At 37.4% G+C, this 24,184-nt stretch carries 23 protein-coding genes and 1 riboswitch; of the genes, 22 read left to right on the top strand and 1 reads right to left on the bottom strand.

Annotated elements, in window-relative coordinates; genetic code table 11:
* Positions 1-12: 12 nt before the first annotated feature.
* The 3 genes from rpsF to rpsR are packed head-to-tail and all read left to right on the top strand — an operon-like array spanning position 13 to position 1,183.
* On the top strand, positions 13-300 hold the full coding sequence (gene rpsF, locus ACWNMY_RS11005) for a 30S ribosomal protein S6 (RefSeq protein WP_449538271.1): 288 nt from the start codon (positions 13-15) through the stop codon (positions 298-300).
* Between the two features lie 54 nt (positions 301-354).
* Positions 355-894: a single-stranded DNA-binding protein gene (gene ssb, locus ACWNMY_RS11000; RefSeq protein WP_449538270.1), complete on the top strand. Its 540-nt coding sequence runs from the start codon at positions 355-357 to the stop codon at positions 892-894.
* A gap of 49 nt (positions 895-943) precedes the next feature.
* Positions 944-1,183, top strand: coding sequence for a 30S ribosomal protein S18 (gene rpsR / locus ACWNMY_RS10995; protein ID WP_449538269.1), 240 nt, complete (start codon positions 944-946; stop codon positions 1,181-1,183).
* A 109-nt stretch (positions 1,184-1,292) separates the two neighbouring features.
* On the opposite strand, the gene thiT is transcribed toward rpsR, so the two are convergent.
* Positions 1,293-1,865 carry an energy-coupled thiamine transporter ThiT gene (thiT, locus tag ACWNMY_RS10990; protein WP_449538268.1) on the bottom strand — a complete coding sequence of 191 codons (573 nt, stop codon included), beginning with the start codon at positions 1,863-1,865 and terminating at the stop codon, positions 1,293-1,295.
* A 72-nt stretch (positions 1,866-1,937) separates the two neighbouring features.
* Positions 1,938-2,038, bottom strand: a riboswitch (TPP riboswitch).
* 233 nt (positions 2,039-2,271) lie between these two features.
* Between thiT and ACWNMY_RS10985 the strand changes: the two genes are divergently transcribed.
* The 19 genes from ACWNMY_RS10985 to ACWNMY_RS10895 all read left to right on the top strand — a co-directional run bounded on the left by ACWNMY_RS10985 (position 2,272) and on the right by ACWNMY_RS10895 (position 24,150).
* Entirely contained in the window at positions 2,272-3,201 is a 930-nt protein-coding gene (locus ACWNMY_RS10985; RefSeq protein WP_449538267.1) for a YybS family protein, read from the top strand.
* A gap of 27 nt (positions 3,202-3,228) precedes the next feature.
* Positions 3,229-5,202, top strand: a complete 1,974-nt coding sequence (locus tag ACWNMY_RS10980; protein ID WP_449538266.1) for a DHH family phosphoesterase — start codon at positions 3,229-3,231, stop codon at positions 5,200-5,202.
* Positions 5,199-5,645: a 50S ribosomal protein L9 gene (gene rplI, locus ACWNMY_RS10975; protein ID WP_449538265.1), complete on the top strand. Its 447-nt coding sequence runs from the start codon at positions 5,199-5,201 to the stop codon at positions 5,643-5,645. Before ACWNMY_RS10980 ends, rplI begins: the two co-directional genes overlap by 4 nt.
* A gap of 252 nt (positions 5,646-5,897) precedes the next feature.
* The gene (gene dnaB / locus ACWNMY_RS10970; RefSeq protein ID WP_449538264.1) at positions 5,898-7,262 is read left to right on the top strand and encodes a replicative DNA helicase; all 1,365 of its coding nucleotides are present in this window, start codon (positions 5,898-5,900) and stop codon (positions 7,260-7,262) included.
* Positions 7,263-7,488: 226 nt separating this feature from the next.
* Positions 7,489-8,775, top strand: coding sequence for an adenylosuccinate synthase (locus tag ACWNMY_RS10965; protein ID WP_449538263.1), 1,287 nt, complete (start codon positions 7,489-7,491; stop codon positions 8,773-8,775).
* Positions 8,776-9,380: 605 nt separating this feature from the next.
* A complete protein-coding gene (locus ACWNMY_RS10960) occupies positions 9,381-10,817 on the top strand; it encodes a peptidoglycan DD-metalloendopeptidase family protein (RefSeq protein WP_449538262.1) in 1,437 nt (478 codons plus the stop codon).
* 218 nt (positions 10,818-11,035) lie between these two features.
* On the top strand, positions 11,036-11,743 hold the full coding sequence (gene yycF, locus ACWNMY_RS10955; RefSeq protein ID WP_449538261.1) for a response regulator YycF: 708 nt from the start codon (positions 11,036-11,038) through the stop codon (positions 11,741-11,743).
* 8 nt (positions 11,744-11,751) lie between these two features.
* Positions 11,752-13,578 (top strand): cell wall metabolism sensor histidine kinase WalK, encoded by a 1,827-nt coding sequence (gene walK, locus ACWNMY_RS10950; RefSeq protein ID WP_449538260.1) that lies wholly within the window; start codon positions 11,752-11,754, stop codon positions 13,576-13,578.
* A complete protein-coding gene (locus ACWNMY_RS10945; protein WP_449538259.1) occupies positions 13,568-14,923 on the top strand; it encodes a YycH family regulatory protein in 1,356 nt (451 codons plus the stop codon). The genes walK and ACWNMY_RS10945 overlap by 11 nt, the downstream gene beginning before the upstream one ends.
* Entirely contained in the window at positions 14,910-15,686 is a 777-nt protein-coding gene (locus ACWNMY_RS10940) for a two-component system regulatory protein YycI (protein ID WP_449538258.1), read from the top strand. The genes ACWNMY_RS10945 and ACWNMY_RS10940 overlap by 14 nt, the downstream gene beginning before the upstream one ends.
* A gap of 7 nt (positions 15,687-15,693) precedes the next feature.
* Positions 15,694-16,488 carry an MBL fold metallo-hydrolase gene (locus tag ACWNMY_RS10935; RefSeq protein ID WP_449538257.1) on the top strand — a complete coding sequence of 265 codons (795 nt, stop codon included), beginning with the start codon at positions 15,694-15,696 and terminating at the stop codon, positions 16,486-16,488.
* Between the two features lie 119 nt (positions 16,489-16,607).
* Positions 16,608-17,687: a sensor histidine kinase gene (locus ACWNMY_RS10930; RefSeq protein ID WP_449538256.1), complete on the top strand. Its 1,080-nt coding sequence runs from the start codon at positions 16,608-16,610 to the stop codon at positions 17,685-17,687.
* Positions 17,688-17,700: 13 nt separating this feature from the next.
* Positions 17,701-18,330: a response regulator transcription factor gene (locus tag ACWNMY_RS10925; RefSeq protein ID WP_449538255.1), complete on the top strand. Its 630-nt coding sequence runs from the start codon at positions 17,701-17,703 to the stop codon at positions 18,328-18,330.
* A gap of 245 nt (positions 18,331-18,575) precedes the next feature.
* Positions 18,576-19,508 (top strand): ABC transporter ATP-binding protein, encoded by a 933-nt coding sequence (locus tag ACWNMY_RS10920; RefSeq protein ID WP_449538254.1) that lies wholly within the window; start codon positions 18,576-18,578, stop codon positions 19,506-19,508.
* 18 nt (positions 19,509-19,526) lie between these two features.
* On the top strand, positions 19,527-20,786 hold the full coding sequence (locus ACWNMY_RS10915; protein ID WP_449538253.1) for an ABC transporter permease: 1,260 nt from the start codon (positions 19,527-19,529) through the stop codon (positions 20,784-20,786).
* Complete coding sequence (locus tag ACWNMY_RS10910; protein ID WP_449538252.1) at positions 20,783-21,895, top strand: ABC transporter permease; 1,113 nt, start codon at positions 20,783-20,785, stop codon at positions 21,893-21,895. Before ACWNMY_RS10915 ends, ACWNMY_RS10910 begins: the two co-directional genes overlap by 4 nt.
* Positions 21,896-22,095: 200 nt before the next feature.
* Complete coding sequence (locus tag ACWNMY_RS10905; RefSeq protein WP_449538251.1) at positions 22,096-22,251, top strand: CxxH/CxxC protein; 156 nt, start codon at positions 22,096-22,098, stop codon at positions 22,249-22,251.
* Between the two features lie 93 nt (positions 22,252-22,344).
* Positions 22,345-22,824: a 23S rRNA (pseudouridine(1915)-N(3))-methyltransferase RlmH gene (gene rlmH, locus ACWNMY_RS10900; protein ID WP_449538250.1), complete on the top strand. Its 480-nt coding sequence runs from the start codon at positions 22,345-22,347 to the stop codon at positions 22,822-22,824.
* A gap of 132 nt (positions 22,825-22,956) precedes the next feature.
* Entirely contained in the window at positions 22,957-24,150 is a 1,194-nt protein-coding gene (locus tag ACWNMY_RS10895) for a class I SAM-dependent rRNA methyltransferase (RefSeq protein WP_449538249.1), read from the top strand.
* Positions 24,151-24,184 lie beyond the last annotated feature (34 nt).

The raw sequence follows: 24,184 nt of genomic DNA, 5'->3' as shown, positions 1-24,184 counted from the left end.
GAGGTGAACGTGATGAGAAAATACGAAGTTATGTATATCATCCGTCCAAACATTGATGATGAAGCGAAAAAGGCTTTAGTTGAACGTTTTAATGGCGTTTTAACAGACAATGGTGCGGAGATTACAAACGTAAAAGAGTGGGGTAAACGCCGTCTTGCATATGAAATCAATGATTTCCGTGATGGTTATTACATGCTACTTAATGTAATGTCAAACGCTGAAGCTGTTAACGAATTCGATCGTTTAGCTAAAATCAACGAAGACATTATCCGTCATATCGTTGTTAGAGAAGAAGACTAATAAATTATTAAGAGTATAGACTCTGTTTGAATATCCTGTAAAGGAGTGGTTCTGATGATGAATCGCGTAGTTCTCGTAGGGAGACTAACAAAGGATCCGGAATTACGATATACCCCAAGTGGAGTTGCTGTTGCAACCTTCACACTTGCAGTTAATCGAGCATTTACGAATCAGCAAGGTGATCGTGAAGCTGACTTCATTAATTGTGTAATTTGGCGCCGACCAGCTGAAAATGTCGCGAATTTCTTAAAAAAGGGAAGTTTAGCTGGCGTTGATGGTCGTATCCAAACTAGGAATTATGAAGGTCAGGATGGCAAACGCGTATATGTTACGGAGGTTGTAGCAGAAAGTGTTCAATTCCTTGAACCAAGAAATGCAAATGACCAACAACGCAGTGGTGGTAACCCTGGTGGCAGCTATGGCGGTGGCTATGGTGGAAACCAAGGTGGCAATCAAGGCCAAGGTGGCTATGCTCCATTTGGGCAGAATCAGAACCCAAATAAAAACAATCAAGGACCTACAAGAGTGGATCAAGATCCATTTGCAAACGATGGACAACCTATCGATATTTCAGATGATGATCTTCCGTTCTAAACTTGTAAGTTTCTTCGGATAAATTCCTAAGCGGAAGGAGGAGAACTAAATGGCAGGTGGACGTAGAGGTGGACGTGCAAAACGTCGTAAGGTTTGTTATTTCACAGCAAACGGAATCTCAAAAATCGATTTCAAAGATGTAGATTTGCTTAAAAAGTTCGTTTCTGAGCGTGGTAAAATTTTACCTCGTCGTGTAACAGGTACAAGTGCGAAATACCAACGTAAGTTAACAGTTGCTATCAAGCGTGCTCGTCAAATGGCTTTATTACCATATGTATCTGGTGAATAATAGTTAAAAAAAAGCGATGACCGTAATAAACGGTCATTGCTTTTTTTATGTAATCATATATGTATATACAAAAAATTAAGCCCCTGAAGTCTATCAGGAGCTATGTAGTTTAGTATGAAGTTTGTTTTACTACAAAGAACCGAGGAGATGCGAAAATTAATAATGTCATAACTACTGAACAGAATACAAAGGCACCTAACATTGTAATCGCATTGGCAGTAAGTGAGAACCAAATAGCCTCGAATCCTTTCAATTGCTCTGCAAAGAAAACAAATCCTGATACGAAATGCCAAAAGTAACGAGCAAGTGATCCAACAAAGATAGCCAAGAAAATCAAAATAAGAGATTTTGCTCGAGTCCCATTCTGTAAGCTTTGTTGAACACTATTTCTAAATAATCCTGCAAATCCAATAAACGAAAAAGCTAAGAAATAATCAATAGCACCTTGAATTGGATGGATAATCCATGGATCAAAAATTACCTGTAAAAGTCCCCATAAAAATCCCGAAAGGAACCCAATCTTAAAACCCCATCTGAGTGCGATAATAAACACAGGTATCATTGCGAATGATATAGAGATGGATGGACCAAATTTAAGTGACGGCACAAAAATGTCTAATGCAAGAGCCAAAGCAGCAAAGATTGCAGCTTCAATCATTGCCTGTAATCTAGTATTTCTCATAAAAAAACCCCCAATGAAGTGTGTAATGAACAAAACGCACCCCAAAGGAGAACAACTTTAAATAAGTATGAGTTCTCATATCATCCACATTCCTTCGCTAGAATTAACTAACAGGTTCAAAGGGTCAGAACGATATCGTTCACTCTCAGCAAATTGCTCCCCTTGTGGTAACGTTTAATTATTACTACTATCATAATAGATATTAGGGAAAAGTAAAACAAAAAGTTTTATCTACCAATTTATAGGATAGGCTGAGCAATGAAAATGTTTATCCTTCATAGGGTAAACGTTTTTCAAACCAACCCACAATAGTTGAAGACTTTACAGTAAGTCTATAAAATAGAAGGTGATGAAAAATGGGCTCCTGTTTTGAGTAGTACGTTTTTTTATTAGATGAGGTGAAAAGGTGAAGAACACAAGAACATTAACAGAAGGCGCCATGCTTTTAGCTATCTATGGGGTATTATTGCTACTCACTCTATATATCCCTCTCATAGGTGCGTTCGTTTCGTTCCTCTTGCCAATTCCTTTTATCCTGTTTATCGTAAAGTATAAGATGAAGCAGGCAATGCTCTTTCTGTTCATTGCCTTTGTGTTATCAGGGTTACTGGGATCGGTGTTGGGGATCGTACATACGTTAGTATTTGGAATTACCGGAGTCGTTTTAGGTGAACTAATCAACAGGGGAAAAAGTGGAGTTGAATTATTTTTAGGTGCATGTTTGTCCTATCTATTTTCAATTGTACTTTTGTATGTAACAGTCACCTTGATTCTACAAGTGGATGTAGTGGAGGTAGTAAAAGAGGCCTCAAAGGAATCAATTCAAATGACGGAGAGTATAATGGGGGCAACAGGTAATCAAGTAAACACAGATATGATAACAGAACTAGAAGAGTCAGTTGACATTTTGCAGTATCTAATTCCAAGTTTCTTTGCATTTATTGCAATGCTTCTGGCTTTCGTAACAGTGTTAGCTATTAGGCCAATACTTGGTCGTTTACAAGTTCAAATGAATCCATTCCCTCCATTTCGTGACATTTCCTTTCCAAAGAGTATCTTATGGATATACTTGGTTGTATTACTCTTTAGTTTTTTTGAAATGGAAAAGGGAACCTTTGGGTATACAGCGTTTTTAAATTTCTTTTTTATCTTACAATTACTAATGGTTATCCAAGGCTTATCCTTCATTTATCAATATTGCTACAAAAAAAGAATTTCCAAGGCAGTACCAATTGTACTTACAATCCTAACACCATTTCTTCTTTATATAATTCGAATCTTAGGTATAATTGACTTAGGATTTCAATTACGAGACCGAATAAATGAAAAGAAGTAAAACAAAGCTTTAGGAGCTGAAAATTACATGCCAGACTTTTACAAAAGGAAGTTATTTAGCTACCCTATATATGCATTGCTTGTCATTACAAGTGTGTTTAGTGCCATTCTTTTTTATTTTCATTGGATAATTGGGTTAGCAAGTTTTCTGCTCCTTGGATTGATTGTTTATTATTTGTACAAAGCGAATGCCCTGTTAAAAAAGGAAATGGAGCATTACATTTCAACCCTATCTTATCGGTTAAAAAAGGTCGGCGAAGAGGCATTGATGGAAATGCCAATTGGTATATTACTGTATAATGACGAGTTTCAGGTTGAATGGGCAAATTCTTATTTATCAAATTGCCTCGATGCCGATACGCTAGTAGGGAGGTCTCTGTATGAAGTGGAGGAACTGATTGTTCCATTAATTCAACAAGAGATTGAGAGTGAGACAATAACGTTAAATGAGCAGAAATTCAAGGTCATTATTAAAAGAGAAGAGCGACTGCTATATTTCTTTGATGTAACCGAACAAATTGAAATTTCACAGTTATATGAGGCAGAGCGGACTGTATTAGGTTTTATCTTTTTAGATAACTATGATGAAGTCACTCAAGGGATGGATGATCAACGAAAGAGCTCTTTAAATAGCCATGTTACGTCCCTTCTAAATGACTGGGCAAACAAGCATGGGGTGTTTTTAAAGCGATCCTCGTCTGAAAGATTCATCGCTGTCTTAAATGAGGAAATATTGTCAGAGCTTGAAAAAACTAAATTTACAATATTGGACGATGTCCGAGAAAATACGGCAAAAGATAGTGTGGCACTTACATTAAGTATTGGGATTGGAATTGGCGTACAGACTCTTCCCGAACTTGGAACGGCAGCTCAATCAAGTCTAGATCTTGCGTTGGGACGTGGTGGAGACCAGGTGGCCATTAAGTTGCCAAATGGAAAGGTTAAATTTTATGGTGGTAAAACGAACCCAGTTGAAAAACGCACTAGGGTACGCGCTCGAGTGATTTCTCACGCATTAAAGGAAATAGTCACAGACAGTGATAAAGTCATCATAATGGGCCATAAATATCCTGATATGGACGCGGTAGGGGCTGCTATCGGAATTCTAAAAGTTGCTCAGATGAATCAGAAGGAAGGGTATATTGTCCTAAACCCGAATGAAATTGATTCTGGGGTTGGACGTCTGCTGGAGGAAGTGAAGGAAAACTCTGAGTTATGGTCCTATTTTATAACACCAGAGCAAGCGCTTGAAATTGCTTCTAATAATACGTTACTCGTAGTGGTTGATACCCATAAACCTTCCTTAGTAATTGAGGAAAGGCTGTTAACTAAAATTGATAAAGTAGTTGTGATTGATCATCACAGACGAGGAGAGGACTTTATTCAATCACCGTTGCTTGTATATATGGAGCCTTATGCATCTTCAACAGCTGAACTGGTTACAGAGTTACTTGAATATCAACCAAAACGAAAGAAAATCAATATGCTAGAGGCCACAGCTCTTCTTGCAGGAATCATCGTAGATACAAAAAGTTTTACACTTCGAACGGGCTCGAGGACATTTGATGCGGCATCCTATTTACGTGCTCAAGGAGCAGACACAATATTAGTGCAAAAGTTCCTAAAAGAGAATATGGAGCATTATAAAAAGCGTTCAAAGCTAATTGAATCTGCCTTTATTTATAAAAATGGAATTGCGATTGCAAAAGGGACGGAAGATGAAACCTATGATCAGGTTATGATTGCTCAGGCAGCTGATACATTACTAACGATGAATGATGTCGTAGCTTCATTTGTCATATCAATTCGGAATGACCTACGAGTGGGAATCAGTGCTCGTTCATTGGGGGAAGTCAATGTTCAGATTATTATGGAAGGCTTAGGTGGTGGAGGCCATCTAACAAATGCGGCAACCCAAATAGCGGACACAACAATAGAAGAAGCAGAAGAACAGCTTATTCAAGTAATAGATGAGTATTTAGAGGGAGGAACCAAGGAATGAAGGTTATATTTTTAAAGGATGTAAAAGGTAAAGGAAAACAAGGAGAAGTAAAGAACGTATCTGATGGATACGCACACAATTTTTTATTGAAACAAAACTTAGCAATTGAGGCAACACCAGCAAATTTAAAAACCTTAGAGGCTAAGAAAAACAAGGAGTCGAAGGAAGCGGCAGAAGAGCTAGCACAATCAAAGCAATTGAAGGAAAAACTTGAAACGTTAACGGTTGAGTTACAAGCTAAAGCAGGAGAAGGTGGACGTCTTTTTGGTTCAGTAACTAGCAAACAAATTGCTGACGACCTTTCTAAAAAACATGGCATTAAAATCGACAAGCGAAAGTTTGATTTACCAGATGGAATTAGAGCTTTAGGTTATACAAATGTAACTGTTAAATTACACCCTGAGGTAGTAGCTACTGTTAAGGTACATGTCAAAGAGCAGTAATTTCCATTGAAAATGAATAGGGAAAACAGATAGAATGAGAAATGTGGTTTTGTATTTATACAAGATCACATTTTTTTAGCTTTTACCTAGATTTTTAAAACTTGAGCACAAAGTGATAAGGCGAGTTTGATTGTAATTTTACTTACTTGAGCTTTTTTCGATTGGAATTCAAAAAAAGAGAAGTATAATAGATAGATAGATACGAATATGAACACTTACACATTCATGTTAAATAAAGGGAGTGGAGAATAGTTGAGTGACATTTTTGCTGATCGTATTCCTCCGCAAAATATAGAAGCGGAACAGGCCGTACTAGGTGCCATTTTCTTAGAACCTAGCTCACTTACTCTTGCTTCAGAATTATTGATTCCAGAAGACTTTTATCGGACAGCCCACCAGAAGATTTTCGATGCGATGCTGAATCTCTCTAATAAAGGTGAACCGGTCGATCTTGTTACGGTTACTTCTGAGTTAGCGGATGCAAAAATCTTAGAGGAAATTGGCGGAGTCTCCTATTTAAGTGATTTGGCGAACTCTGTGCCAACTGCTGCCAATATAGAATATTATGCGAAAATCATTGAAGAAAAGTCTATTTTACGAAGACTTATCCGAACAGCAACAGGCATAGCTACGGATGGCTATTCACGTGAGGATGAAGTTGAGGCTTTATTAAGTGAAGCTGAAAAGAACATTATGGAAGTTGCCAATCGCAAAAATGCAGGTGCCTTCCAAAATATAAAGGATGTCCTCGTACAAACCTATGATAATATCGAGACCCTACACAATCGGGTTGGGGATATTACAGGGATTCCTACAGGATTTACAGAGCTTGATAAAATGACTGCAGGATTCCAGCGAAATGATTTAATCATTGTTGCGGCTCGTCCGTCAGTTGGTAAAACTGCTTTTGCCCTTAATATTGCCCAAAACGTTGCAACGAAGACAGATGAGAATGTTGCTATCTTCAGTCTTGAGATGGGTGCAGAGCAGCTTGTTATGAGGATGCTCTGTGCGGAGGGAAACATAAATGCACAAAACCTTCGTACAGGATCATTGACACCTGAGGATTGGAGTAAGCTTACAATGGCAATGGGGAGCTTATCTAACTCTGGAATTTATATTGATGATACTCCTGGTGTACGTATTGGAGAAATTCGTTCTAAATGTCGTAGACTTAAGCAGGAGAGCGGGTTAGGGATGATTCTAATTGATTATCTCCAACTTATTCAAGGGGACGGAAGAAGTGGGGAAAACCGTCAACAGGAAGTTTCGGAGATCTCTCGTTCCTTGAAGGCTTTGGCCCGTGAATTAAAGGTTCCTGTTATTGCATTGTCACAGCTTTCTCGTGGAGTAGAACAAAGACAGGACAAGCGTCCGATGATGTCAGATATTCGTGAATCAGGAAGTATTGAGCAGGATGCTGATATCGTTGCATTCTTATACCGTGATGATTACTATGATAAGGAATCGGAAAATAAGAATATCATTGAAATTATTATTGCTAAGCAACGTAACGGTCCAGTTGGAACAGTATCACTCGCTTTTGTGAAGGAATATAATAAATTCGTAAACCTGGAACGCAGGTTTGAAGATGCAAATATACCACCGGGTGCTTAGTTCAATAAGCGCAAGGCGCACAATGTAGGAAAAGACGTATCAATTTTGATACGTCTTTTTTGTTATGTTTTGGAAACAATAATAGTATGATTATTAAAGTCAGTAACGAACAATAAATTGTATTTATTAAAAAATGTTCGTTTATTATTGATTAATCGGTGCAACACTGATAAAATTGTCTTCGGACAAATGTTATTTCTTTACAATAAACCTGGAGGTGCATGTAATGTCATCAGTCGTAGTTGTTGGAACACAATGGGGAGACGAAGGTAAAGGGAAAATTACCGACTTTCTTTCTGAAAAAGCAGAGGTTGTTGCGAGATATCAGGGAGGAAACAATGCAGGCCATACAATCGTATTTGATGGGGAAACCTATAAACTTCATCTAATTCCATCAGGAATCTTTTACTCAGATAAAATTTGCGTCATAGGCAATGGCATGGTGGTAGATCCAAAAGCATTGGTGGCAGAACTAGCTTACTTGCACGAACGGGGGGTAAATACGGATAACTTACGGATAAGCAATCGTGCCCATGTTATTCTACCGTATCATATTAAACTTGATGAGGTAGAAGAAGAGTACAAGGGAGCGAATAAAATAGGAACTACAAAAAAGGGAATCGGTCCTGCATATATGGATAAGGCAGCAAGAGTGGGGATTCGTATTGCCGACCTTCTAGATCGAGAAGTATTTGAAGAAAAGCTTAGATACAATCTTATTGAAAAAAATCGCCTATTGGAAAAGGTTTATGAGGCAAAAGGCTTTATGGTAGAGGAAATTTTAGAAGAGTATTATGAGTATGGCCAACAAGTTGCTCACTATGTTTGTGATACATCTGTGGTGCTTAATGATGCATTAGATGAGGGGCGTCGAGTCCTGTTTGAAGGAGCACAAGGTGTTATGCTTGATATTGACCAAGGTACCTATCCATTTGTTACTTCTTCGAACCCAGTCGCAGGTGGGGTTACAATCGGGTCTGGTGTTGGTCCAACCAAAATAAATCATGTAGTTGGGGTTTCTAAGGCTTATACAACACGTGTTGGAGATGGCCCATTCCCTACAGAGCTTACGAATGAAATTGGAAACCAAATACGAGAAGTCGGCCGTGAATATGGTACTACAACAGGGCGCCCGCGCAGAGTAGGGTGGTTTGATAGTGTTGTCGTTCGTCATGCACGACGAGTAAGTGGGATCACCGATTTATCTCTTAATTCAATTGATGTATTAACAGGGATTGAAACCTTAAAGATTTGTGTAGCCTATCGTTACAAAGGTGAGGTAATTGAAGAGTTTCCTGCAAGCTTAAAAGCTCTTGCAGAATGTGAACCAGTATATGAAGAGCTTCCTGGCTGGACGGAAGATATTACAGGAGTGAAACGATTAGAGGAGTTACCAGACAACGCCCGTCACTATATTGAGCGGATTTCGCAGTTAACAGGTATTCCGTTATCAGTGTTTTCTGTTGGACCAGATCGTACGCAAACAAATGTAGTACGAAGTGTCTATGCATAATACGAGAAAAGGCATAGCTGGATGTATATCCGGCTATGCTTTTTTGGTTTAGGAAATTATAAAATTTAACCTTATGATAAGTTATAAATGAGTTTATCTACATCTAGCTCCAGCGCCTAGCCCCTCGAGGTCATAAGCCAATCCGTCAAGAAGGTCAAAGAGCAACCTTCTCGCCGTCTCGTCTTATGCTTGTCGGGGCTAATCAAGGCGCTTACGCTTTTATTCTTCTATTTTGGCCATTTGTGTGATTTATTTGATATGCCTATCTATCTATATGACAACTATTAAGAGAGTCTTTAGACATAATAGACCGACAAACTTATTCAAAAAATGCATAGAAGGGTATGAAGAAAGGCTCATAGTACTGTCAATTTTCTACAATTTTCTGTGTAAAAAAATGACAGGAATACTACAATTATATTACATATTGGAAACTAGTATACTTTTTTTCAAGTTCTGTGGTAAATTTATAGAGTATAAAATAGAGAGAATTGTCGAACTATCGAATACGTCTTGGCGTATTTTGTGAGGCAACGCTTTTCAACTCACAAGGTGAGATGAACGATTACATCGGACAAGTAACCTTTGTTCAGGGAGGAAAGACCGTGTCAAATCAAAAAAACACAGAAAAAACACCAAGAAAATCTATGACTCTATTCAAACGAGTTACCATAGCATCAATTGCACTTTCAACACTTTTGTTTGGAACAGTATCAGCAGACTCTAAAATCCAAACAGTGTATCATGTATACATAGATGGTGAAAGAATTGGAACAGTCGATTCTACAAATATTATAGATAAAGTAATTGAACAAAAGAAAGACTCAATGCAGAAAGAATATAATGAACTTTCATTAGTAGCGAATGATGTATCTATTATCGAAGAGCATGCGTTTCTACCTACTGTAAATAATGCCGCAACTGTTAAAAAAGTCGAAGCCGGAGTTGAGATTGTAGCTGAAGCGAAGGCTATAACAATAGATGGCGAGCCTGTGGCATATCTTACAAATGAAGAAGATGCGGAAGAAGCCCTTAAACAACTAAAATTACAATATGTAAAACAAGAAGAGCTTCAAGAGCTAGAGGCTAGAAAAGATTCTGAAGAGCCTTTACCACCTTTAGCTGAAGGACAATCTCGTTTATTAGACGTTTCATTTACTGAAAAGGTTTCAGTTTCAGAGGAAAAAGTTTCTCCAGATCAAGTACTTACACCTGAAGAAACGGTTACATTGCTTCAAAAAGGCACATTAGAAGAGAAAAAGTATCAAGTGAAGGAAGGCGATGTCCTTGGATCAATCGCTGTAGCTCATGAACTAGCTACGGATGAGTTATTAGCTCTAAATCCAGACATTACAGAAGATACTACCATTCAAATTGGTCAAGAATTAAATGTAACAGCCTATAAGCCATTTTTAACAGTTGTTGTAACAATGGAGCAAAATAAAAATGAGGCAATCAAGCACGAGACAAAAGTAGTTGAAAACTCAAATATGTATAAAGGTGATACAAAAGTAACCCAAGAAGGTCAAGATGGTGAAAAAGCTGTACACTACGAATACGAAATGATTAATGGTATAACAACAGCAACGATAAAGGTTGCAGAAACAGTGAAAAAAGAGCCAGTAGCTCACGTTGTTGAAAAGGGAACAAAGGTAGTCCCATCAAGGGGAACTGGAAACCTTGCATGGCCAGCAAGCGGTGGCTATATCTCAAGTCATGTTGGATATAGATGGGGAAGACTCCACAAGGGAATCGACATCGCTAGACCAAGTAATTACACGATTAAAGCAGCTGACAATGGAACTGTTGTGGAAGCAGGTTATTCTGGTGGGTTTGGTAATAAAGTAGTGATTAATCACAATAATGGTTTACGAACAATTTACGCTCATTTGTCTTCCATCCACGTAAGTGTTGGTCAGACAGTTACAAAAGGCCAACAAATTGGTGTGATGGGGTCTACTGGTAATTCAACAGGGGTTCACTTACATTTTGAAGTATATAAGAATGGGGCTCTTCAAAACCCATTAGATTATTTAAACTAATAGCATTAAACGAAAACCTTCAGCATGTTGCTGAAGGTTTTTTCATAAACATATAGAATTATGAAAGTAGGAAGAGGCCATTTGTGGTTTTTTTACCTCATCAGATGTTATAACTGCCTTTTTCTGCTAAAGTTAGAATTATAGGTGCAAAATAACAGGAGAGATTCGAACTATATAAAGGTAGACAGATAAATATATCATAAAAGGAGAAAAACGATATGGAAAAAGTAATTCTTGTTGTAGACGATGAAAAACCGATTGCAGATATATTACAGTTTAATTTAGAAAAAGAGGGGTACAAGGTAGTTTGTGCATATGATGGCAACAGTGCATTGGAAAAGGTTGAGGAGGTAAACCCAGATCTTATCCTACTTGACATTATGCTTCCACATAAAGATGGAATGGAAGTGTGTCGTGAGGTTCGAAAGAAGTACGATATGCCAATTGTTATGCTAACGGCAAAGGACTCTGAAATTGACAAGGTATTAGGACTTGAGCTTGGTGCCGATGATTATGTAACAAAGCCATTCAGCACAAGAGAGTTATTAGCTAGAGTAAAGGCGAATTTACGAAGACATCAACAGATTTCCGAAGCTGTGAGTCAAGATACGACAAATGAGATAACAGTCGGTGCACTTGTGATTCATCCTGATGCCTATGTTGTAAGCAAACGTGGTGAAACAATTGAATTAACTCATCGGGAATTTGAGCTATTGCATTATTTAGCAAAGCATCTAGGCCAGGTAATGACGAGAGAGCATCTCTTACAGACAGTATGGGGCTATGATTACTTTGGAGATGTTCGTACAGTCGACGTAACAGTACGCCGCTTACGTGAAAAAATTGAAGACAGTCCAAGTCATCCAACCTGGATTGTAACAAGACGTGGAGTGGGTTATTATCTGCGAAATCCTGATCAGGAGTAGTATGAGCAATGAAAAGGCTAGGTTTTTTTCAATCCATCCATTTTAAATTTGCACTCATTTATTTGCTCCTCATTTTAATAGCCATGCAAATAATCGGTGTGTATTTTATCGGGAAGCTGGAGCTACGACTAGTAGAAAACTTCAAGGTATCCCTTAATGAACGTGTCAATATGCTAGCTTTCAGTATTGAACAGGAAATGATTAAGGATCGAGAGGATCCCTCCACATTAGAAAAGGATATACGTCTTATCCTACAAGACTATGAATCGGAGGATATTCAGGAAATCCGGATTATTGATAATAAAAGCCGTGTTATTGGAAGTTCAGACCCATACAGTCAAGGAATAGTAGGCAGAAAAATAAATGAGGATATGGTCAAGCGTACGTTATTGCTTGGAGATAACCCTGATGATGTTCAACTAGAAAAACAGACATATAACCGAATGTATGTATCCTCCACACCGATTCGGTCAAACGGAGATATTATTGGAGCAATCTATTTAATTGCGAGAATGGAAAATGTCTATGATGACATCAAAGAAATCAATGATATTTTTGTGGCGGGAACGGGAATTGCGATGGCGATTACGGCAATTCTAGGTATATTTGTGGCCCAAACAATTACAAGGCCGATCTCTGCAATGAGAAAACATGTCGTTGAATTAGGGAAAGGAAATTTTTCAAAAAAGGTAAAGGTTTTTGGTCAGGATGAGATTGGTCAGCTTGCGATGACATTTAATAATCTATCCAATAAAATACAAGATGCTCAAGCAACCACAGAAGGGGAACGCAGAAAGCTAGCTTCTGTTCTAGCACATATGACAGATGGAGTGATTGCAACAGACAAAAAGGGTAGAATTATTTTAATGAATGGACCTGCAGTTAAAATGCTAGATGTTTCACGTGAAACAGCGCTCGATCAATCAATTGTATCCGTATTAGGATTAGATGAGCAATATACCTTTGAGGAACTTGTTCACGATATTGATACAGAAATACTGGATTTCAGCACACATAAAAAACAATATATTATTAAGGTGAGTTTTTCTGTAATTAAGAAGGAATCAGGCTTTATCAATGGTCTCATTGCTGTTTTGTATGATGTAACAGAGCAAGAGAAAATTGAAAGCGAAAGAAGAGAGTTTGTTGCCAATGTTTCACATGAGCTAAGAACTCCTTTAACAACAATGAGAAGCTATCTTGAAGCTCTAGCAGATGGAGCATGGAAAGATGAGAAAATTGCGCCGCAGTTTTTAGATGTCACACAAACAGAAACAGAGCGAATGATTCGTCTTGTGAATGACTTGTTGCAGCTTTCAAAGCTAGATAGTAAGGATTATCGTTTTTCAAAAGATATCATTAATTTTACCTCCTACTTTCATAGAATCATTGACCGGTTTGAAATGACGAAAAAGCAACATGTAACGTTTGTCCGGAAGTTAGTTGATAAACCGTTATATGTAGAGATGGATCAGGATAAAATCACACAGGTACTCGATAATATCATTTCGAATGCGTTAAAATATTCGCCTGAAGGTGGAACAGTTACCTTCCAAGTGAAGGAGTCTAAAGATGAAATTGAAGTAAGTGTGCGTGATCAGGGTGTTGGAATACCGAAGGAAAACATTGAGAGAATTTTTGACCGTTTCTATAGAGTAGATAAGGCCCGAACGCGTAAATTAGGTGGAACAGGATTAGGACTGGCTATTGCCAAAGAGATGGTTGAAGCCCATGGGGGCAAAATTTGGGCAGAAAGTGAAGAAGGGGTAGGGACAACTGTATTCTTCACATTGCCGATAGACGAGGGACTAGAGGATGATTGGAATGAAGTATGAATCAATAAAAACAACCATATTAATCATCTTAGTATTATTAAGTATTGTTCTTACATGGACTCTTTGGACCTACCAGCCCCAATATAAAAACCTTGATGGAGATAATTTAGTAGATGAGGTTTCAGCAAATAACTCTAGGGAAACTTCAGGATTGATTAGCCCAATTAAAATACTGTACCATATAAACGAACAGCACTTTGGAACCTATGATGAGATAGAAATTAATAGAGTGATGAAAGATATTCGTACGTGGGAAATCAATGATGTTCAAAATATTTCACATAACGTGCCCCTAGACAATTTTGCAAACTTCATAAAACAAAATGGACATGTTGAAATTCATTTCTCTGATGTCATTCCTTTACAAATCTATAAGTCAATCTTTCGGATTAATGATAAGGAAAATTCCTCTGCAACATTTGATCGGTTTGTGATTGATGTGAATGCGAATGACCGGGGTGAAGGAATTGTTTATTTTATATCAACGAGTGAACATTTAATTTATGAAGGAAGAATTAATAGGGAGCTTGTAAGTGATTTTAAGAAAAGCCACTATTCAACTGCTAGTAGATATCCTGAACATCTAGAATATTCCCTTTCCGAGACAATATCACTGTTTTTACCAAGGGAAAGAACCTATCTTAACAAATATGATTATTTCATTGATGAAATTGAAATTAGTACTTTTATTGATCGGTTGTTTGCGAATTCAGATAAGGTAAAGAAGGATGAGCTTACAACGGCAGAGGTTCATACAGATGGATCAAGATTACTAAGAGTATATAACGATCTCCCATACGTTGAGTTTATTAATCCGACGGGCATGGGTGAGAAGCAAGGTTTAACCACGGACTTGATTCAAACAAGTATTGATTATGTAAATGAACATGTAGGATGGACAGATACGTACCGTTTCTTTAGATGGAATCCGGAAAATCAAACAACTGTATTTAAATTATATAAAAACAATATCCCAGTCTTTGATAGTCAGGGTGTAACGGAAATTTTTCAAAAGTGGGATAACAACGAAATTGTAAGATATGTTCATCCATCAGTAAAATTACAGATTGAATGGAATCCAATTAAGACATCTTTAACAAATGGTGAAAAGGTGATAGAGGCACTAAAAGCTCTTCCAGATTTTAATCCAGAATTGTTAGAGTATGTAACGATTGCTTATGAGCTTAAGGAAAAACAGAGTAATATGAATGAGCTTAAAGAGAAACAAGACAATTCCCAATTTGTTTCACTTCAACCAATCTGGTCTTACAGGTATAATGGAAGTTGGTTAAAGGTCGAGATGAAGGATGAGGAAGTAAGGGGGAATGAAGATGGATTGGAGTAAAACCAAAACTCTATTTATCATTACCTTCCTTATTCTCAATGTATTTTTAGGGTATCAACTCGCTCAAAAAAAGGACGGTAGTCAGTTAGATGTCATCGCGGAAGCTACGATTGATGAGAAACTGGCGACCGAGGAAATTTCGTACGAGCTCTTACCTAAGGAGCCGAAGGAATTAAGCTATATTAGTGGGAAGGTTAAGGTCTTCACAGAAGAGGATATTAAAGATCTTAAAAATCAAGAGATTAATATTGATAGCCCGGGAGTATTGAAGGGTATTTTCAAGGAACCTGTAAAGCTTTCCTTAACAGATCATGTAAAAATTAATCAATTTGTAAAGGAAAACATGATTGATGGTGACAAATATAGCACATGGAAAGTGGATGTTGAAACAGGGACTATTTTGTTATACCAGCACTACGAAAATTATAAGGTGTTTGGAGAATCCACAAATATTAGCGGGTTAATGTTATTAAATGTAAACGAGGAAAATGAAGTAATTTCCTATCAACAAACACTCATTCCTGAATTTGAGAAGCATGAGTTGGTGGAGTTAATTACTCCAATCCAAACCTTAGAAAACTTGTTTGACAATGGACATCTAAAATCAGGAAGTCACGTTACCAAGGTGGAAATAGGGTATTACCCACTGGTTCCATTTTCTGAATCACAGTTATTAGCACCAACATGGCATGTAGTGATTGATGATAAAACGGAAATATACGTCAATGCCATTGAGGGACAAATCATATATAAGACGGAGTGAGCAAACTATGGGCTTGCATTTTAGTGTGCTTGCGAGCGGAAGCACTGGAAATGCGTTTTACGTTGGAACGGACAAGCATTCACTGCTTGTTGATGCCGGTTTAAGTGGTAAACAACTAGAACTTTTATTTAAAGATATAAACAGAGAAATTAAACACCTTTCAGGCATCCTAGTCACACATGAGCATAGTGATCATATAAAGGGACTTGGTGTGTTAGCAAGAAAATACAAGTTACCCATTTATGCGAATGAAAAGACTTGGAAAGCAATGGAACATAATATCGGAGAAATCCCGACTGATCAGAAATTTATTTTTCAAATGGGAACGGTAAAAACATTTGGAAATATGGATGTTGAATCCTTTGGGGTATCCCATGATGCGGCTGAGCCAATGTTTTATGTCTTCCATAATGATGGGAAAAAGGTTGTTCTAATTACGGATACTGGCTATGTGAGTGACAGGATGAAGGGTACGATTGAAAATGCAGATGCGTATGTGTTTGAAAGCAATCATGATGTATCAATGCTTCAGATGGGTCACTATCCATGGAGTATAAAACGCCGTATCTTAAGTGATATCGGACATGTATCGAATGAGGATGCAGCACTTGCAATGTCAGATGTCATAGGAGACCGTACGAAGAGAATTTACTTAGCACATCTTAGTAAGGATAACAATCTAAAGGATTTAGCACGTATGTCAGTTAGGCAAACCCTTGAAAGCAAAGGTCATGTTGTGGGTGAGCACTTTGATTTATACGATACAGATCCTAAAATACCAACAAAGCTTGCATATGTGTAATAAAGTATAAGGAAGTCCATCTGGTGAATCAGATGGGCTTTCCTTTTGTAAAAAACACTTTGACCTAGTATGAATATTCTAGTAACTTGGAATGTAGATAGGAAAAAAGTGGGGATAATATGAAAGCATTTGTATTTCAGACGTCTGGATTTATGGCAATTTGGGGGCTGTATTTCTTTTATGGAAGTATAGAGACTGCATACCCAATTATTATATGTGCGGCAATTATGACATTGTACTTTTTACTCAAAGTAGCTCCAAAGCCTATTTATTTGTATCTTGTCATGACAGGACTTTTGTTTTCTCAAGCAATCGTTGAATCGGGTAATCCCTTCAGTTTGCTATTGTTACTTTATGTTGCATTATTAGCTGTTAGCCAACTGGATAGTAGAAATTATCGACTATTCGTCATTCTGCAGGTGGTTGGCTTCCTTGGGTTGCTATTCATGACTGAAACCACGTTGTCTTTCTTGGTTACGATTCTCTTATTCTATATCCTTGCGATCCAGATGAATATGTTATGGACGAAACGGCTAGAACAACGAGATTTATATGAAAAATTGCTTGGGGAATATCGAAAACTAAAAAGGGTCGCACTCCTTGCGGAGGAGGATGCACGCTTTCAGGAACGAACAGCAATTGCGAGGGATATTCATGATTCTGTTGGTCATAAGTTAACAGCATTGCTCATGCAGCTAGAGATTCTTTCTATCCAGCATGGTGCAGAGAACTATAAGGAACTAAAAGAGTTAGCAAAGGATAGTTTAGAAGAAACACGGTATGCAGTACGGGCATTGAAGGAAAGAGAGCATGAAGGGTTTGCGACCATTTTACAACTCATAAAAAAGCTTGAGTCAGAAAGCCATATCATGGTTCAGTTTACGACAAGGCAGGGTGTTCTTTCAGAGAGACTAACGAATGTACAAAGTGTTGTGTTATACCGAGTAATACAGGAAGGTCTTACTAATGCAATGCGACATGCCCATTCACGAGAGATACAGGTTGAATTAGGTAAAACGGCAAATGGTAATATTGAATGTATTATAAAAAATAGGATATATAAAAAAGAACCATTTCAAGAAGGCTTTGGCCTTCAAAACATGAGAATGCGCGTAGAAGAGCTGAGAGGCACACTATCTGTCTACCAAACAGATGACCAGTTTATTATTAAAGGGATTATTCCCTTAGAGAAAATGTGAGGAGGGCAGTACGATGTGGAGTGTATTACTTGTAGAAGATCAGTCCATTGTGAGACAGGGTTTAAAGCTAATGCTCCAACAGGATAGCCAAATTAAGGTGGTAGCTGAAGCTGAAAATGGAGCAGAGGCACTAAAAATTATGGAAACACATGTGGTTGATGTCGTATTAATGGATATTCGTATGCCAATTATGAATGGGCTTGAAGCTACTCGAAAAATAAAGGAACGTTGGCCAGATGTGAAAATTTTAATCCTTACGACTTTCAATGATGATGAATATGCCTTACAGGCTCTAAAATATGGCGCAAATGCCTTTTTATTAAAAACTTCGGATCAGCTTACATTACTACAAGCTGTACATAGCTGCTTCCAAGGAGGATTACCTATTCATGAAGAGGTTGCAGCAAAGCTAATGCCCCGACTCTTGCATAAAATTGAAAAGAAGGTTGATTTGCCCCTGTCTTCGCGTGAACTTGCAATCACAAGATTAGTAGGAGAAGGAAAGACAAACAAAGAGATAGCAGAGGAACTTTTTTTATCAGTTGGTACGGTGAAAAATCATATTACACAAGTCCTCCATAAATTGGAGCTTAGGGATCGTACCCAACTTGCTATTTTTGCAGTGAAAAATGATATTACATAATAAAGGAGGCTTGTTCAAAGTCCAAAAGGACGATTTGAACAGCCTCTTTTTATATGAAGGACGAATTAATAAATTTGCATCTGGTTTTTAGGCCCATAGGTTTTGGCACTTAGCCTTTGACCTTATTTTCGGAATAAAAGGTAAGAAGTGACGGAGGTCATGTTTTTCGTAACAAGTAGTGACGCAGGATAGTGCTTTAAAGACCTCAAGTTAGCTATGATGTAACTATAAGGGAGGGGAACGGAATGTTAGAAGTAATTGATTTAGCGAAGAAGTTTAAACAAAAATATGCTGCACAAGGAATTAATATGTTCTTGGAAAAGGGAGAAATTGTTGGCTTGCTTGGTCCTAATGGGGCTGGTAAATCAACGACAATTTCCATGTTGTCATCTTTAGTGGTACCGACATCTGGTGATGTAAGACTATTGAATGAAAGTACGATTAAAAATCCAAGGAACATACGAGAAATACTAGGGGTCGTTCCACAAGAAATCGCCCTTTATACCGATTTGTCTGCAGAAGAAAATTTACGATTCTTTGGTGAAATCTATCGTTTAAAAGGTACTGAGCTAAAAACTAGAATTGAAGAGGTGTTAGAACAAATTGGGCTGACCGATCGAAGAAAGGATATCGTTAAAACCTTCTCAGGTGGTATGAAACGAAGACTTAATATTGGAGTAGCACTGCTTCATAATCCAGAAATTATCATCATGGATGAACCCACAGTTGGAATTGATCCACAATCTAGAAATTATATTTTGGAAACAGTGAAGCATCTTAATCAGGAAAGAGGAATGACGGTCTTATATACGAGTCACTATATGGAGGAAGTCGAATTTTTATGTGACCGCATTTATATTATGGATAAAGGTCATATCATTGCTTCTGGCACAAAAGAGGAGCTAAAAAATATATTATCCTCTGAAAATACAATTTCGATAAAGGTAGAACGAGTAAAAGAAGAGTTTATTAAACTACTTCAAGCAGATGCTACGATACGCCAAGTAAAAACACAAGAGCAAAATGTAACCATTATCGTTCCGAAGGAGTACAATCTGTTTCGGAAAATCACTCAATATGCAGAAGAAACAGGTACAACGCTCATTTCAGTTGAAGTAAAAGCCCCAACATTAGAAGATGTCTTCCTACATCTAACAGGTAGAGCACTAAGAGATTAAACAGGAGGGGAAAACAGGATGATTAAACCATTTATTAAAAAAGATTTACTGGTATTGTTGCGAAATCCCCAAGAGTTACTTGTATTAATTCTTATGCCACTTGTTCTAATTGCCATACTTGGATTTGCACTAGGTGGAGTTATGGGAAGTGAATTATCTCCTGTCTCGGCAAAAGTAGCTATCATCAATCATGGTGATGAACAGAAGGATATAGATGCTTTTGCTGAAAAGGTAAGAGCGGAACATCTACCAGCAGAAGCAGAGGAAGCATACATTCAAGGGGCAAACCAATTAAGGCCCATTACCATTTTACTAAAAGATGTGTTTGGTAGTGAAGAGTTAAAGGATGTTGTTCGAATTGAGGAAGTACCTCCCCAATCATTGGATGATATTCGAAATGATGATAGCTTTGCTGCTGTGATTGAAATACCAGAGAACTATTCATTGGATACTCTTAGCTCGGCTCTGCTAGATCAACCTACTACTACCTCTATAACACTATATAAAAATGAGGCAAAAGAAATTGCCTCAAATGTAGTCGAGGACATACTTTTGCAATTTCAAAAGCAGCTTTCTTCCATGACGGTTGTAGGAAAGGCGGGTATTCTAGTAGAGGCGGTGGACAATGCGAAGCTAGGAGAGATTAAAACGGTTTCGAAGCGAGAACCGATTACTTCCATGCAATATTATACAGTCGGTATGAGTGTCATGTTTATAATGTTTATTGCTAGTAATATTAGTTCTTTTGCATATCGTGAAAAGCAACTATATGTGTACAATCGCATTATTCTTTCTAACACATCTAGATGGTCTTATTTCACAGGTATTTTCACCTCTGTTATGTTGATTGCTATCATTCAGCAATCCGTATTATATGGGATTACATCACTTGTATTTGATGTTGTGTGGAGTAATTATATAGGTTTCATGGTAGTAAATCTTTCCCTTTGTTTTGCCATTGGTGGATTAGCGACATTGTTAACAGCATTAAACTTTCGTATCAATTCAGAAGCAGTCTCCAACTTTTTTGGAAACGTAATGGTGGCCATCCTTTCATTTTTAGGTGGCAGTTTTATACCAATTGGTGAAACTTCCTCCATGATTGGCTTTTTGGGGAATTTTACACCAAATGGCGCAGGTATGACGGCGTTATTACAGTTGCTGCAGGGATCAGATCTTTCTAGTATTGCTACTCATATTTTCTATTTACTTGGTTTTGGTATCCTCATGCTGGTAGTAGCAGTGGCAAGTTTTCCAAAAAGGGGTGATGCCATATGATGAGTATTCTACGAGCAAAATTTCAATTATTTATTCGGAAGCCATTGCTTTTGATTGGCATGACTGTAATGAGCATTATTTTTGCATCATTATTAGGTAGCGCAGATTATAAAACCATACATGTACCTGTATTTACAGATATCGAACATGTTGAGGAAACGGATCTATGGAAAGAAGTCACACAATCTAATGGCTTCGAGTTCTCCTTGGTAACAGAAGAGAAGGCAAAAGAAATGGTTAGTGAAGGTGATGCAGAGGCTAGTGTAGAACTCAATGAGGATTCCTATACAATTGTTGTTGTAGCGGAAACTCAAAATGTACATCTGATTGACAGTTATTTTCAATCACTATATGGTGATTTGTCATTTGAAGAGAATATTGAAAAGGCTAGTAATCATTCACCTCATGTAGATAAGGTTGCTTTATTTCAAGAGTTACAGAAGAGAGAAGACTACCCTGTTTTTCAAGTAGAAACGGCTTCCTTTCGTGGGGAAGAATCCGTTATAATTGATAACCAACTTCAGACCATATTTGGATTTACATTATTCTTTGTCATGTACACCATTTCGTATAATGTTCATCATATTTTACAGGAGAGAAGCATGGGGGTATGGGACCGAATGATTCTATCTCCTATAAAAAAGTGGGAGATGTATGCGGGAAATTTGCTATATAGCTTCTTAATGGGATATTTTCAAGTTGCGATTATCTTCCTCATATTTAGGTATGGGTTCGGGGCAGACTTTTACGGAGGGTTTGGGAACGCATTACTTATTTTAGTCCCATATGTGTTCTCAATTGTAGCGTTTATGATTTTTTTAGTGAGTATTGTAAAAAGTTCGCAGCAATTTAATGCAATCATTTCTTTAGTATCGGTTAGTATGTCCATGCTCGGAGGTGCCTACTGGCCACTGGAAATTGTCACATCAGACTTTTTATTACGTGTTTCTGATTTTATACCGGTAAAATACGCGATGGAAGGATTAAAGGGAGCAACTATTTATGGGGAATCATTAAGTGAGTTAATGTACCCAATGAGTATGTTGACCTTGATGGGTGTTTTGTTAATTGGAATCGGAATCAATGTGATGGAACGGAGAGGTTCATAAAAGAGTAGGATTCGAAAAAAGACAGGTGCTTTCAGGCGCCTGTTATTTTTTTAGATGTGGATAAAATTTTTTGGCATTTAATTTATATGCTAGAATGGGTAAGATAGAAAAGAAAGAATATGTGGATAATAAAATTGTCGAGAAAAAAGTTATACCCATAATTCCCAGGGGACTGTGGGTAATATAAATGGAGGATAAAAATGATTAAATGTTGTGAGGAACATGTCGAATTAGCATTGGATATCATCGTTGATGAGCATGAAATGGCTCCGATTATGACAAAAATTGAAGAGGAAGAGTTATCAACAACCTGTGAATTTTGTCAAAATAAGGCGGTATATGTTGTAGGGAACTAATATTCCCATACAAGATGTGGATAGAAAATGTGGATATGTGGATAAGTTCTGTGGACAACTTGTTTGTAAAATGTGAGCGGAGTGGGGATAAGTTTGAATATCACAATTGTTACAATTGGAAAACTGAAAGAAAAGTATTTAATCCAGGGGATAAATGAGTATTTAAAACGATTAACAGCTTACGCAAAGGTAGAGGTTGTGGAATTATCTGACGAAAAGGCACCAGAAAATCTAAGCGAGTCAGAGATGGAGATCGTAAAGCAGAAAGAAGGAGAGCGAATTCTAGCAAAACTGTCAGACGACACCCATGTGATTGCTTTGGCAATTGAAGGGAAAATGAAATCCTCTGAGCAGCTCGCGGACGATATTGAAAGGCTTGCAACCTATGGGAAAAGTAGAATTGCCTTTATTATCGGAGGATCGTTAGGATTAAGCAAAGACGTAATGAAGCGGGCGAATGATACGCTGTCATTTTCAAAAATGACGTTTCCTCATCAATTGATGAGATTAATTTTGGTGGAACAGGTGTATCGCGCCTTTCGAATTATTCGGAATGAACCGTATCATAAATAGATGCGGTTTTTTTGCTAAAGGGAAAAGGAGTAAGTCAAGTGTCACTCATTGTTGTCAATAATATGACTGAGAGGTTTACAATTGCTGAAATAAAATCATAGACAAAATAGTTTTTAAATATGGATGGTGTATATGCAGACAGAAGGTATATTAAAGGTGAAGTCGAAATTTGAGAAATCCTATCAAACTGGTTATCCCCTTATTCGTAAAGAAGCAATTTATAACATGGATAGCTTAACAAAAGAGGGAATGATCGTTCAACTTGTCGATGAAAAGGACAAATTTATCGGAACAGGTTACTACGGGAACCAAAATAAAGGCTATGGTTGGATTCTAACTCATAAGGAAAATGAAAAGATTGATCAATCATTTTTTGAAAGAAAAATAAAAACCGCCTTCGAAAAAAGAATAGAATTATTTAATAGTAAACAAACTAATGCATTCCGGGTCTTCAACGCTGAAGGAGACGGAATTGGCGGATTAACGATTGATTATTTTAATGGATATTATTTAATTAATTGGTACAGTGAAGGGATCTTTGCATTTAATAATTACGTAGTTGATTCACTGAGAAATTTAGTAGAATATGAGGGCATCTACCAAAAAAAGCGCTATGACACTGGTGGGAAATATATCGAAGAAGATGGATTTGTAGATGGAAATAGAGGTCAGTTTCCGATACTAGTAAAAGAAAATGGTGTTCGCTTAGCTGTATACTTGAACGAGGGGGCAATGGTCGGTGTCTTCCTTGATCAGCGAGATGTACGAAAGACCATTCTTGATAAGTATGCAAAGGGTAAAACAGTATTGAACACATTTTCTTATACAGGGGTATTTTCTGTTTTTGCTGCATTAGGTGGAGCCACTAAGACAACAAGTGTGGATCTAGCGAATCGGAGTTTGAGCAAGACAATGGAGCAGTTTAGTATCAATGGAATAGATTTTGAGGCCCATGATATTATTGTAGAGGATGTATTTCAGTATTTTAAATATGCTGTAAGGAAAAGGAAAATGTTTGACCTAGTTATTCTGGATCCCCCTAGTTTTGCTAGATCAAAAAAATACACTTTTAGTGCGGCTAAGGATTATAAAAACTTACTAAAAGAGGCAATTCTGATCACTGAAAAAAATGGGGTAATTGTCGCTTCGACAAATAGTGCGAATTTTGATATGAAAAGATTCAAAACATTTATTGATCAGGCATTTAAGGAATCAAACGTAAAATATAGCATAAAAGAGGAGTTTTCCCTGCCTTCTGACTTTGCGACAATAAAGTCATACAATGAAGGAAACTATTTAAAAATAGTGTTTATTCAAAAGCATTAAAGGTAGAGTGATTAGAAAGCAGAAACAAAATGTT

It is taken from the genome of Ferdinandcohnia sp. Marseille-Q9671, assembly GCF_976954385.1.
The sequence above is the reverse complement of the archived record's forward strand: the minus strand, read 5'-3'. Positions and strand labels throughout refer to the sequence as shown.